Consider the following 12,298-nt stretch of genomic DNA (forward strand, 5'->3'; position numbering starts at 1 on the left):
GCGATTGCCAGAAGGGGAGCGGAACCATTATTCCCAGCGTTTCAGCAGCAGGCTGGCGTTGACGCCGCCAAAGCCAAAACCGTTCGACAGCGCATAACGCATCTTCTGCGGGCGGGCCACCCGCGCCACCAGGTTCAGGCCTTCCGCGTCTTCATCGGGGTGATGCAGGTTCAGCGTCGGCGGTACCACCTGGTCACGCAGCGCCTGAATGGTGAAGATGGCCTCAATCCCGCCGGCCGCGCCTAACAGATGGCCGGTTGCTGATTTCGTTGACGTAATGGCGACGGGATGCGTGGTGAACAGGCTTTTTATCGCCGCCAGTTCGCCTTTGTCTCCGACCTGAGTCGAGGTGGCGTGGGCGTTGATATGGTCAATCTCTTCTGCTGCCACCCCCGCCTGACGAATGGCCATTTCCATGGCCCGACGCGCGCCGTTACCGTCTTCCGGGCCAGCGGTCAGGTGATAAGCATCGGCGCTGGTGCCGTAGCCGACCAGCTCTGCCAGCGGGGTGGCGCCGCGCGCCAGCGCGTGTTCCAGCGATTCAATCACGATAAGCCCGGCGCCTTCTCCCATCACAAAACCATCGCGGTCGCGGTCAAAGGGGCGGGAAGCCGCTTCCGGCTGGTCATTGGATGCGCTGGAGAGCGCTCTTGCTGCGGCAAACCCGGCAAGGCTAACGCGATGAATTGCCGCTTCTGCGCCGCCGCAGAGGGCGATATCCGCCTCGCCGCTGCGGATCATCCGTGCAGCATCGCCAATGGCCTGTGCGCCTGCCGCGCAGGCGGTGACCGGCGCGCCGATGGGGCCACGGAAACCGTGGGCGATAGACACATGTCCGGCGGCCAGGTTGGCAAGAAAAGAGGGGATAGTGAACGGAGACAGGCGACGCGGCCCGCGTTGGTCCGTTGTATGTACCGCATGGGCGATCTCGCTGAACCCGCCGATCCCGGTGGCGATTACCGTTGCGGTGCGATCTTGTTCTGCCGCTGATGCAGGCGACCACCCGGCCTGCGTTAGCGCCTCACGCGCGGCAACCAGCGCAAATTCGATAAAGCGATCCATCTTTTTGCGTTCCTTGGCCGGGATGGTCGCCTGCGGATCGAAACCGTGCAGCGGATCGCGTTCGATGGACGGAACCTGCCCGGCCACTTTGCAGGGAATGTCTTCGACCATCTGCTCGCTAAGCCTGGTAATACCTGACTTACCTGCTAGCAGCGACTGCCAGACGTGCTGTACGCCGCAGCCCAGAGGGCTGACAATCCCCATTCCGGTCACGACAATGCGTTTAGCTGAAACGCCCATAATCAACTCTCCTGTAATATCAGTGTGCCGGCGGCTTTTTCATTAAGGGAACCAGCAGCGCGGCAATCAAAAAACCGATCATGATGAGGTAAAAAGCATCGGAAAATGCCTGTGTTCGTGCCTCCCGCAGCGTCAGTGCGGAAAGATTTTTCAGCGCCGCCGTATGAGCGGCATCCGGGGAGATCCCCTGAGCGACAAGGTTTGCCGCGCTGCGCTGAACAAAATCGCTCATTGCCAGGTTGGCGTTATTCAGATGATCCGCCAGGCGGCTGTAATGCAAATTGGTCCTGTCGTTAAGCACCGTTCCGCACAGGGCGATGCCGATGGCGCCGCCGAGATTGCGCATTAAATTAAACAGCCCGGAGGCCAGCTTAAGGCGCGCGGGAGGCAAGCTGCCCAGCGTCAGGGTTACGGTAGGCGCGACGGCAAACTGCTGCGCCAGTCCGCGAAAAGCCTGTGGCAGCAGCAGCTGGTCGGCACCCCAGTCGTGGGTTATCGGCACAAAGCTGTACATCGACATCGCAAAGCCGATCAGCCCGGCCATCAGCAGCCAGCGCAGGTCGACGCGGTTGGCGAGCCACGAATAAAACGGGATCGACATCACCTGGAACAGGCCGGTGGAAAATACCGCCAGGCCAATTTCCAGGGCGCTGAAACCGCGCACGCTACCGAGGTACAGTGGGGTTAAATAGATGGTGGCGAAGATGCCGACGCCGGCCATAAACGAGAAATAGCAGCCGAGGCTGAAGGTTCGGTCCTGCAGGGCCCGGAGATCCATGACCGGCTGCGGATGGCGCAGGGTGCGGATAATAAACGCCACGCCGCACAGCAGGGCGACCCAGGCGGTCGTCGTCAGGGTGGCGTCGTCAAACCAGCCCCAGCGCGGGCCTTCTTCGAGGGTATATTCCAGGCAGCCGAGCGATAACGCCAGCAGCAGAATACTGAGGTAGTCGGCACCGCGCAGCAGCGAGGGGTCAGCGCTATCGACTTTCACCAGCAGCGGTACGGCAACCGCGATGTAAATCCCCGGAATAACGTTGATAAAGAACAGCCAGTGCCAGTTGAAGTTTTCGGTGATCCAGCCGCCCACCGTCGGGCCAAGCGTGGGGGCCAGGGAGGCCAGGCCGCCGATCGTCGCGGCGGCGATGACCCGCTGTTTACCCTGGAAAAAGGCGAAGGCGGTGGTGAAAACCAGCGGGATCATCGATCCGCCCGCCAGCCCCTGCAGAGCGCGGAAGGCGATCATACTCTGAATGTTCCACGCCCAGCCGCACAGCAGACTCATCAGCGTGAAGCCCGCCGCGGAAGCGGCAAACAGCCAGCGCGTCGACATGACCCGCGCCAGCCAGCCGGAAAGCGGGATAATAATGATCTCGGCGATCAGGTAGCTGGTTTGTACCCAGACGGTTTCATCGTCGCCCGCCGAGAGGCCGCCGCCGATATCCCGCAGCGAGGCGGACACGATCTGGATATCGATCAGCGCGATAAACATGCCCACGCACATGCTGGCGAAAGCGAAGATTTTCTGCGTCATCGGCATCGACAGACCCTGCGGGACGGACAGCGCCTGAGCGGTGCTCATCGGCGGCTCTTTTCGTTCACGGTGACGACTACCGATAGCCCTGGGCGCAGTACGTCAAGTTTTGCCCCTTCTCCTTCCAGCGCAATGCGAACCGGTACGCGCTGAACGATTTTAGTAAAATTCCCCGTCGCGTTCTCCGCAGGAAGAATGCTGAAGCGTGAGCCGGTCGCCGGTGCCAGGCTGGTGACATGGCCCTTAAAGGTGCGGTTCGGCAGCACATCGGCCACGATGGTTACCGGTTGGCCGGCACGCATATGCGCCAACTGGTTTTCCTTGAAGTTGGCGTCAATCCACAGGCCGTGCGCGGGAACCAGCGACAGCAGCTGCGTGCCGCTGCTGACGAACGAACCGGACCACGCGCGGCGGTTGCCAATCACGCCATCGAACGGCGCGCGAATTTCGGTATAGCTGAGGTTCAGCGTGGCCATCTCGAGGTTAGCCTGGGCCTGGGTCAGGGCGGCCAGGGTTTGTTGCTGGCGGGCATCCAGCACCGCCAGCTGGCGTTCGGCGGCGGTTTTATCCGCTTTTGCTTTATCCTGCTCGGCGCGCGCCCGGCGGTAATCGGCGGAGGCGTTATCGCGGATTTGTGCGGAAATCGCGCTCGACGCGGCCAGGGCGTTATAGCGCCGGTTGTCGTTAGCCAATTTTTCGGCCGCCGCGGCGGCGGCCTGTAACGAGGCCGCAGAAGCGGCAATCGTCGCCTGCTGTAGCTGGCGGGTGGCAATGATATCGGCCAGCGCGGCCTGCTGCGCCGCCACTTCTCCGACGGCTTTTGCCCGTGCGGCGCGGTAATCGCGGTCGTCGATGCGAATCAGCAGATCGCCTTTTTTCACCGCCATATTGTCCTGCACCGCCAGCTGCTGGATATAACCAGAGATTTTGCTGGAGATGGCGCTAATATCACCGCCAACATAGGCATCATCGGTGGTCTGGATAAAGCGCCCGGTATGCCACCAGTAAGCGCCGTAACTCGCTGCCGCCAGTGCGGCGACGGCGAGTGCCGCCAGGACGAAGGCGCTTTTCTTACTGGCCGGGTTCATTGCTGGCATCCCGGTAGGGTTCGGGTTGGAATTTTTGCCCGCTATCGCCTTCGCGTTTGCGCAACAGATAGTCGTGACGGTATTTCATCATCGGCGAAGCGGCGGGTCCCGGCACCATGGTGTATTTACCCGGAATAATCTCTTCGCCGGTCGCTTTATCGACCAGGATCGGTTCCACGCGCCGCTGGGTTTCACTTTCCACCAATTGCATCTGACGGCCTTCGGGTGAGAAGTGGCGGTTACCCCATTCCGCCAGCGCCAGCAGTACCATGCGAAAGTCGCGGCCGCTTTGTGTGAGGTGGTATTCGTAGCGCGGCGGTGTGCTGCTGTAGCAAACCTTCTCCAGCAGGCCGTCGTCTACCATCGCCTTCAGGCGGCGTGAAAGAATATTCGGCGCGACGTTGCTGCTTTTCTGGAACTCGTCAAAGCGGGTAAAGCCGGCGAAGGCGTCGCGCAGGATCATTATGCTCCAGCTGTCACCGATGCGGCCAAGGCTACGGGCGATGGGGCAGGGAGCGTGGCAAAGCGGTTCATTTTTCATGGACTGGCCCGGATAGATAGGTGGCTTTCGGGAGCAAATTGACATAGTAACTATCAAAATGCAAGTTACTTAAAAAACGATCTCTCAGCAGATTCATGGCGCAGGCGTTAGGGTACACAGGCGATAGACCAATATGGGGTGACACGGCTTAGCGCAAAACGGTGGTGCAGGGGCCGGGGTGGGTAAGAGCGTGACGGAAGCGAATTGAGCGGGCGCTAAGGGGGTTGATTGCCGGAGCGCCATACGTTATGCCAATAAACAATCGCATTGTGCCTGGTCCCTTCATTCTGTCGTATTTTTATTATTTATTAGCGTGTTAGTTAATGACTCGTGTCATAAAAGGCAGGGGAAGCCGGGATGTCGTCTATGGGGAAGGGGGGCAGACAGCCTGAAACCGAACGGAGCAGAGTCTGACGGTCCGCTCCGCGGCAGGAGCGGACGTTATGCTAATCAATGATGAAGTGGTCAGACGGGATAGTGCGTTTAGCCAGTTTCTTTTGAAGTATTATGACCATTACGGGAAATACAGAGGCGGCTAATGCACTGACAACCAGCAGTCTGTTCAGATTTTGCGTTGTTATTCCTTGGTCCGGTAGTAATAAGGAAGACAGAAAGAATGCGAGAGTTGTTATCAGGTACATCATGGCTGTCTGTAGTGAAGTAAAGCTGGCTCGTTGTTCATCCTCAGGATACTGGACAGCAACCGACGACGCGCAAACCAGCCGACTGTATGAAGCGCCAAGAAATAAGGTTATAAATAGAAATACATTATGATAACCCATCGCCGGAATCAGCAAACTTGCCACCAGGAACAGAGTTGAAATTGTTGCCAGCATCAGAGCAGATAAACGCGATGTCAGCATGCCTGTTATTTTTGTAGACAGATAACCGGCTATCCCGCCACTTAAGAACAATAAAGGTAATAGGTTTTGTTGTGCGCCCATATACTGCGTCATTAAGGGCGCCAAAATGGGAATGATCAGCATTGGACTGAATTGTACAAGGGCAGTACAAGAGGCGAAAAGTAAGGTTTGAGCATCAATAGATAGATTCCTCTTCACGCCTGATGGGGCCGTATCCTTAGGGATAATAAATATTATCAACGGTAAAGATAACAGACAAAGCGAACTGATTAACCCTGGCGCAGTATGCCAACCATAGTGCGTGCATAAAAATAATATCGCTGGCATGCCGACGATACTGACCAGCGAAAATGACGCAATTACCGTTGCCAGCATTTTTCCACGTAAGTTTGCCGGGGCATAATTTATTAAAATACTCATACCCACACCCATTGTCGTACCACCAACCGCTCCTGCGCAAAATCGCAGTGCCAGAAGAATGTCAAAATGAGTAGTGAGGGTGGGCAAAAATGTTAGTGCTCCCAATAGCACCATATTCGTGAGCAAGAATTGTTTTTTATTAAACAGATCGATGCAATAAAAAGCAACGATCCCAGAAAGCACTGCACCCAGCGTATACATACCAGAGACATAGCCAGAAAATGATACAGGAACCGAAAACCCCTCGGCCATAAAAGCAAAAACGGGTGTTAACGCCATATATTCCAATGCATTAGTGAACTGGACAAAAGCCATTACAATGGCTATCCGCATGAGGGTTTTATGATTAAACGTCTGTGTGACCAGTGTCATAGTAAGCAACCTGTGGCTGAAAGATATCCGAGTTTAACCACTATCAATGATGTTCATTAGATGGTAAAAATGGCACTTATTATTATCAAATATGGGATAGTTGATGCGTTCAGCGCTTGATTTTAATACACTGAAAGTGTTTATCGCGGTGGTTGAAAGAGAAAGTTTCGTTGGGGCAGCAAGAGTCCTTGCAATGCCGGCATCAAACGTGAGTCGCTGTATTTCTCAGTTAGAAGAAAAACTGAATCTTCAGCTTATTGAGCGTAGCACCCGACATATGAAACTCACCCAGGCGGGGCACCTGCTCTATATCCGCGCGAAGCCACTACTGGAGGCGCTTGAACAAACTGAGACCGAGCTAACGTTGCGGCAAATGCAGCTCAAGGGGCCACTACGCATCTGTATTCCCAATGAAATAGGTCCTGCATTGCTGGGTTCTGTTATTGCCGATTTCGCCTGTCAGTACCCGGACCTGGAGATCAGCTGTGTTACAAATTTGTCAGGCCTCGAATCCCTGAGAGATGATCTGGATTTAGCTATTATTATTACCCGTGGTCAGATGGATGACAGTGACTACATAGCCCGGCATCTGGTGACTATCCCTTGCACCATTGTTGCAGCCCCCTCCGTCATTCAGCGCTATGGCACCCCTTCTCATATTCGGCAATTTGAAGAATTACCCTGCATTACAACGGTAAGTGCGCTGAAAGGTGCCCCCTGGCAGTTTGTCAATATGAAGGGGGGATTCGAGACAATTAAGGTTAAAGGGCATTATCGGGTAAACAGCGGAGAGATGGCAGGACGCGCTGCGGTAGCAGGCGTGGGTTTTGCAATCCTATCGAAACAAGCCTGCCAACCCTACATTAGCGATGGACGGTTAATCGAGATTGAGTTTGAACAATCGCCAGCCCCATTGCAATTGTTCGCCCTTTATTCCGATCGGCGTTACTTGCCCGCTAAAACAAGAGCGCTCATTGACTTCATGCATCAGAAATTGAGCAATATCTCCTTAGCAACATAAGGCGGCATTGAGTCGCGACAGTGGGTCCCGTTGGTAAAATGAATTTCCAGCGCCTGTATTTCGCTGTGAGCTCAACGGCTCGATGCCACGCTATTGTTCAAGAAGAGGGGACGTTGCCATGAAACGAAAACCCACATTGACTACACGCCAGAACTAAACGCCATGTCCAGTCCGCTCTTTGCCAGAGGCGGAAGTTGCTGACGTTGTGCTATGGTGACAATTGGGAGCGATTCATGAGATGTGTGGTTCGACACTGGCTGACGTTTAGTATGAGGGAGAAGATGAATGACAAATGATTTGATTGCGCTTTCTGCGATTGGCGTTGCTATCCTTTTTGGCGCTATGAGCCCGGGAGTCAGCTTTCTTCTTGTTGCCCGCACGGCCATGTCCAGTTCAAGACGGACGGCGTTATCTGTGGCGGCCGGAATGGGTTTTGGTGCGCTTATTTTTGCCGCCATCGCGTTAGCGGGCCTTCACACTCTGCTGACATTGGTTCCATCGCTTTACACAGGCCTGAAGATTGCCGGTGGTTTATATCTGTTATGGCTTGCGTTAAAAATCTTTCGGCGTCCTGCAAACAAGTTTATCGATTCTGCCGTGACAGAGGAAGTCAGCGCCTCAAAAGCTTTTCTCACTGGCGTATTCACGCAAATTAGTAATCCGCATACCGCTCTGGTATTTGCCAGTATTTTTTCCGCCGCGCTTAGTAAAAACATTCAGCCTGCCATGTATATTATCCTGCCCTTAATGGCTTTCGCTATTGATGTACTGTGGTATGCAGTCGTAGCATGCGTATTATCAACGGACGGGCCGCGTCAGACTTACATTAAATACCGTAAGTTCATCGATAAATTAAGCGGGGGAGTCATGGCCTTTCTGGGAATACGGCTTCTGTTAAAGTAATTCAAACGATTACAAACTAGCCTATGGATGTGCAACATTAAGGTCGGCCCCTCGCACAAAGCAGACAGTAAGTCCTACTTCTGTCCGCTTTGTGCCGTGGGTTCAACGGCCGGACTCGTCAATATTCGAGTGACTCATTGAGTGAGTATAAGTGTGGGTAACTGGAAACAGTTTAAGTAGTGGGGCTAATGAAGACCATCACCCCGCAAGACAAGCGCGATATCGTTGGACGGTGATAGTAAAAAATATGCCTAAAGACATATCCTTTTTTATTGCCAACTGAAAACCACGCCCTGTGGGCGTGGTTTTCATCTGGTTTTGGTTCTGTCTTATTGTGTTTGGCTTTCAATCTCCCACGACTGGCAGAGACTTCTTTTTAAGGGGCTTGCTACGCCCTTTCAGGGCATAATAAATTGACTACATTTTGGCATAATCAGTATATCCTTTGACACCACCGCCATAGTAGGTCGTCGGATCTGCGCTGTTCAACGGCGCCTCTGTTTTCACCCGCTCTGGAAAGTCCGGGTTAGCCAGAATCATCTGGCCGTAAGATTCCAGTTCGGCAAGACCGGACTGGATATCATCACCGATGTTTTCTCTGCTTTTCCCGGGGCGATTCAGGATCAGCGGTTGCGTCCATAACGCCCGCAGTTCACCCAGCAGTTCCTCATTGCCCATGTGCATAATGTGCAGGTAGCTCAGTCCGAGCTTATTCAATTCAGCAACCAGGTAACGATAAAGCGCCGGGCCTTCCTCACCTTCATTAATACCCCAAATCTGGCTGCCCGGGGAAAGACGGATCGCGGTTTTGTCTGCACCAATCTCTTCTGCAATGGCTGCCGCCACCTCCAGCGCAAAACGGGCACGGTTCTCAATGGAGCCGCCATATTCATCGATGCGCTGGTTGGCGCTTGGTGCTAAAAACTGGTGTATCAGATAGGCATTAGCGCCGTGGATTTCCACGCCGTCGGCACCAGCCTCAACAGCACGCCGTGCCGCATAACGGAAATCAGCAACCGTGCTGCGGATTTCTTCCGTTGTCAGTTCGCGTGGCACCGGAATATCCTGCATGCCGGTTGCAGTAAACATCTGTACGCCGGGGGCAATAGCGGAAGGCGCCACGCCCTGACGATGGTGCGGCGTATTGTCAGGATGGTTCATGCGGCCGGTATGCATAAGCTGGATGAACAGATGACCGCCCTTATTGTGAACGGCTGACGTGATTTGTTTCCAGCCCGCCACGTGTGCGTCGGTGTAAATACCGGGCGTCATTAAGTAACCCTGTCCGTCATCGCTGGGCTGCGTCCCTTCTGCAACGATAAGGCCCACCCCGGCGCGCTGTGCGTAGTATTCAACCGCAATGTCAGCCGGCGTACCGTCATATTCAGCACGGCTACGGGTCATGGGGGCCATCACCAGACGGTTATTCAGCGTTAACTGCCCGAGTTTGAACGGGGTAAATATTTTATCCATTTTTCTTTTCCTGTAGCCTGATAAAAAGTCAGGTCGGTAAAACAGCGCGGTATTAATAAAGAACAAAAAATTAATGCAGGTGTTCAGTATGCTGACTGGAGACATAAAAATTTCAGTAATACATGATGTTTTTAATATTGAATTAAAATTAAAAAGTAATATCCGGATTCCGGGTGATAAACATCACTCAACGTCGGTGAGTGAAAAATTCAAAGTGCTGTATTCTGCTTGTCAATTGAAAAGAATGACTGAGCTGCTGTGAAATTTTATAAATACCTTTACCGGTGCGGGCGCATATTGCCACTGAACATACCGCCACGGAATACTTTTGCCGCGGGATCAGTGGTGAAGAGCACCAGATCAGTGGTATCCAGCGCGATGACGGTGTGAACGTCGCCGTCTTCGATAATCATGCTCTCTCCAGTATTTAGGGCGATTTCACCAACCCGGGCTGCGCCCTCAAAGACATATAACAGGCGCACCGCGCTACTGACCGGTACCGCCGGCAGCGTCAGCTCGCTACCTTCAGCAAGCCGCGCGTCCTGTACCCACGTCTGAGAACGAAAAGTTAACGGTGCGTTTTCAGGGCCGGCAATCAGCCGCCAGTTATTGTCACTGTAAGGCGTGCCGAAATCATGAAACTGAACCTGAGGTGTCAGGTTGGTTTCTGAGGGGCGAATGAAAATCTGCAGACACTGCATTGATTCACCTTTTTCACCCAGAATGCGTTCCTCATGCTGGAAGGTATGTCCGGCGTTCATGAGCATCAGTCGGGTATCAGTAATCTCTTCCTCATTACCGACCGTGTCCAGATGCAGCATTCTGCCTTTACGCATGTAAGTGAGAATTTCATCATCTTTATGCGGATGCATGGGAATGACCGTTCCCGCTTTTACGTTTGCCTGGTCAATACGGCCAATTGCCCCAATACCACTGTCATCTGAATTCTGTACCATTCCCGGCCAGAGGATATCGATACCGAACCCGCCAGAGCCATGCGATTGTTTTCTGCTGTTTTCAATTTTAAGCATTGTTGTGATTCTCTTATCCGGGAAGGCAGACCCGCACGGAAGGCGTAAAGCGCTGCCGCACGAGGCTGCTGGCTTATTCATTACTGAAAGGATTCCATTAATACCTGGACTAATTTCTCCCCCTGAGGTGTTGCCCAGCTTCCTGCCAGCTCAGCAATTAGCTGGTTAGTTGTCGTCAGGGTAATGCCATTTTTGTCCATACGGCGTAGCGCAATGTCATCAGCCATTTTGGTTGGTGAGGCACCGGCGTCCGCAACAACCTGTACGTCAAACCCGGCTGCAACCAGCGACAGCGCCGGGTAGACCGTACAGACATCGTTAGTTACGCCTGCAATAATCAGTTTCTTTCTGCCGGTAGAGTTAACCGCGGCGGCAAAGTTCTCATCGTCCATGGCATTAACAATGCCCATGCGTTTGATTCGTGCTTCAAATTCTTCTGGCAGAATAGTTTTCAGTTCTGCAAGCAGCGGCCCCTGCGCATATTCTTCCATGCTTGAGGTAAGAACCACCGGCATATCCAGAATGGCGGCAGATTTAGCCAGCATTAGCGCATTGCGTTTAAGTTCGTCAAACGCCATGGATTTAGCCCAGCCCATGGTGCCGACCTGATGGTCAATCAACAGCATGGCGGCATTGTCAGAGGTGAATTTTTCAAAGCTCATAAAATTAATCCTGTGGGTTTTGGTTAACTGACTGACGTATATAGTATTTGTCAGGGGTTATGCAGGTTTTCCCCTGCGAATATTTAAAGTATATCCTGTTAATTTTTGGGATAAATAGCTAAAATCAGAATTGAATATTCCATTCATGGCACAATAAACATGGAACTTCTTAACCACATGTCCTACTTTGTCGAAGTTGTCAAAGCGCGCAGTTTTCGTGGCGCAGCTCAGGCTCTGGGCATGCCAAATTCCACGCTGTCGCGTAAAATAAATGAGCTTGAAAAGTTTATCGGCCTCAGGCTGTTACACCGGACGACGCGCAAGATTGAACTGACCGAAGCCGGTCAGATTTATTACGAACGAAGCCGGCGCATCATTGATGAAGCACGTCTGGCGTATGAGCAGCTGGGTTCTCTCCTGGCTCAGCCGCAGGGTATGCTGCGAGTCTCTTTGCCGGCCGATTTTGCGGTGGTGATTCTCGCGCCGCTGATTAAAGCGTTCTCGGACTGCTATCCGGGTATCAGCTTCGATTTTGATTTAACGCCGAGAAATGTTGATTTGGTGTCGGAGCCCTATGATCTGGCAGTTCGCATGGGGAGTCTGCCCGATTCCGGCCTCATTGCACGCAAGCTCGGGTCGCTTTCACGCAGCCTTTACGCATCCCCCGACTATTTAGTTCAGAATGGCAATCCCGGTAACCCTGATGAGCTGACGGATCATGAATGTATTGGTATGCGGCAGGATAAGTCCGGTCACTGGCACTTATATCGCGAAGAAAGCCGGATTAGCATCAGAACTTCCGGGCGCTTTCAGATGAACAGCATTGGTATGATGCGTCGTTTTGCCTCAATGGGAGCAGGTATTGCGATTTTGCCTGACAAAATTGTCGGGGAAGACGTTGCGGATAATAAACTGACCCGGGTATTGCCTGACTGGAAGGCTGAAGCGGTCACGGTTTATGCTCTGACTGAAACGCGACTGCTCCCTGCGAAAACGCAGGTTTTTATTGAGTTTATGCGTGAGAAGCTGAGCGAGAAGGCGGACTGACGCGCGTTGTGTTGCTCCCGGTCATACTCGTTACAGTGGGT

General features: G+C 53.3%; 11 protein-coding genes. 3 read left to right on the plus strand and 8 right to left on the minus strand.

Annotation, left to right across the window (positions count from 1 at the left end; translation table 11 throughout):
- Nucleotides 1–27: 27 nt before the first annotated feature.
- From fabF to MC50_RS19775, 5 genes are all read right to left on the minus strand, one after another.
- Nucleotides 28–1,302 carry a beta-ketoacyl-ACP synthase II gene (gene fabF, locus MC50_RS19755; RefSeq protein ID WP_047664784.1) on the minus strand — a complete coding sequence of 425 codons (1,275 nt, stop codon included), beginning with the start codon at nt 1,300–1,302 and terminating at the stop codon, nt 28–30.
- A 19-nt stretch (nt 1,303–1,321) separates the two neighbouring features.
- Nucleotides 1,322–2,884 carry a DHA2 family efflux MFS transporter permease subunit gene (locus MC50_RS19760; RefSeq protein WP_047664786.1) on the minus strand — a complete coding sequence of 521 codons (1,563 nt, stop codon included), beginning with the start codon at nt 2,882–2,884 and terminating at the stop codon, nt 1,322–1,324.
- Nucleotides 2,881–3,924 carry an HlyD family secretion protein gene (locus MC50_RS19765; RefSeq protein ID WP_047664788.1) on the minus strand — a complete coding sequence of 348 codons (1,044 nt, stop codon included), beginning with the start codon at nt 3,922–3,924 and terminating at the stop codon, nt 2,881–2,883. Before MC50_RS19765 ends, MC50_RS19760 begins: the two co-directional genes overlap by 4 nt.
- Nucleotides 3,908–4,465 (minus strand): winged helix-turn-helix transcriptional regulator, encoded by a 558-nt coding sequence (locus MC50_RS19770; protein WP_047664790.1) that lies wholly within the window; start codon nt 4,463–4,465, stop codon nt 3,908–3,910. The genes MC50_RS19765 and MC50_RS19770 overlap by 17 nt, the downstream gene beginning before the upstream one ends.
- Nucleotides 4,466–4,911: 446 nt before the next feature.
- Nucleotides 4,912–6,120, minus strand: a complete 1,209-nt coding sequence (locus MC50_RS19775; RefSeq protein ID WP_047664791.1) for an MFS transporter — start codon at nt 6,118–6,120, stop codon at nt 4,912–4,914.
- A 103-nt stretch (nt 6,121–6,223) separates the two neighbouring features.
- Between MC50_RS19775 and MC50_RS19780 the strand changes: the two genes are divergently transcribed.
- Both MC50_RS19780 and MC50_RS19785 read left to right on the plus strand, forming a co-directional pair.
- Nucleotides 6,224–7,141: a LysR family transcriptional regulator gene (locus tag MC50_RS19780; protein WP_047664792.1), complete on the plus strand. Its 918-nt coding sequence runs from the start codon at nt 6,224–6,226 to the stop codon at nt 7,139–7,141.
- Nucleotides 7,142–7,426: 285 nt separating this feature from the next.
- Nucleotides 7,427–8,044: a LysE family translocator gene (locus tag MC50_RS19785; RefSeq protein WP_032695925.1), complete on the plus strand. Its 618-nt coding sequence runs from the start codon at nt 7,427–7,429 to the stop codon at nt 8,042–8,044.
- 417 nt (nt 8,045–8,461) lie between these two features.
- Here MC50_RS19785 and MC50_RS19790 read toward each other — a convergent pair whose 3' ends face one another.
- The 3 genes from MC50_RS19790 to MC50_RS19800 all read right to left on the minus strand — a co-directional run bounded on the left by MC50_RS19790 (nt 8,462) and on the right by MC50_RS19800 (nt 11,210).
- Nucleotides 8,462–9,517, minus strand: a complete 1,056-nt coding sequence (locus tag MC50_RS19790; RefSeq protein ID WP_032695926.1) for an alkene reductase — start codon at nt 9,515–9,517, stop codon at nt 8,462–8,464.
- Between the two features lie 278 nt (nt 9,518–9,795).
- Nucleotides 9,796–10,548 (minus strand): pirin family protein, encoded by a 753-nt coding sequence (locus MC50_RS19795; RefSeq protein WP_046852655.1) that lies wholly within the window; start codon nt 10,546–10,548, stop codon nt 9,796–9,798.
- An 80-nt stretch (nt 10,549–10,628) separates the two neighbouring features.
- Nucleotides 10,629–11,210, minus strand: coding sequence for an isochorismatase family protein (locus MC50_RS19800; RefSeq protein ID WP_047664793.1), 582 nt, complete (start codon nt 11,208–11,210; stop codon nt 10,629–10,631).
- A 159-nt stretch (nt 11,211–11,369) separates the two neighbouring features.
- Here MC50_RS19800 and MC50_RS19805 point away from each other — a divergent pair, with 159 nt between their 5' ends.
- Nucleotides 11,370–12,257 carry a LysR family transcriptional regulator gene (locus MC50_RS19805; protein WP_047664794.1) on the plus strand — a complete coding sequence of 296 codons (888 nt, stop codon included), beginning with the start codon at nt 11,370–11,372 and terminating at the stop codon, nt 12,255–12,257.
- Nucleotides 12,258–12,298 lie beyond the last annotated feature (41 nt).

It is taken from the genome of Klebsiella planticola, from assembly GCF_000783935.2.
GTDB lineage: Bacteria > Pseudomonadota > Gammaproteobacteria > Enterobacterales > Enterobacteriaceae > Klebsiella > Klebsiella planticola.

Bases quoted from the DNA above. Each gene is read 5' to 3' on its own strand.
- fabF (WP_047664784.1), bottom strand. From the start codon at position 1,302: ATGGGCGTTTCAGCTAAACGCATTGTCGTGACCGGAATGGGGATTGTC.
- MC50_RS19760 (WP_047664786.1), bottom strand. From the start codon at position 2,884: ATGAGCACCGCTCAGGCGCTGTCCGTCCCGCAGGGTCTGTCGATGCCG.
- MC50_RS19765 (WP_047664788.1), bottom strand. From the start codon at position 3,924: ATGAACCCGGCCAGTAAGAAAAGCGCCTTCGTCCTGGCGGCACTCGCC.
- MC50_RS19770 (WP_047664790.1), bottom strand. From the start codon at position 4,465: ATGAAAAATGAACCGCTTTGCCACGCTCCCTGCCCCATCGCCCGTAGC.
- MC50_RS19775 (WP_047664791.1), bottom strand. From the start codon at position 6,120: ATGACACTGGTCACACAGACGTTTAATCATAAAACCCTCATGCGGATA.
- MC50_RS19780 (WP_047664792.1), top strand. From the start codon at position 6,224: ATGCGTTCAGCGCTTGATTTTAATACACTGAAAGTGTTTATCGCGGTG.
- MC50_RS19785 (WP_032695925.1), top strand. From the start codon at position 7,427: ATGACAAATGATTTGATTGCGCTTTCTGCGATTGGCGTTGCTATCCTT.
- MC50_RS19790 (WP_032695926.1), bottom strand. From the start codon at position 9,517: ATGGATAAAATATTTACCCCGTTCAAACTCGGGCAGTTAACGCTGAAT.
- MC50_RS19795 (WP_046852655.1), bottom strand. From the start codon at position 10,548: ATGCTTAAAATTGAAAACAGCAGAAAACAATCGCATGGCTCTGGCGGG.
- MC50_RS19800 (WP_047664793.1), bottom strand. From the start codon at position 11,210: ATGAGCTTTGAAAAATTCACCTCTGACAATGCCGCCATGCTGTTGATT.
- MC50_RS19805 (WP_047664794.1), top strand. From the start codon at position 11,370: ATGGAACTTCTTAACCACATGTCCTACTTTGTCGAAGTTGTCAAAGCG.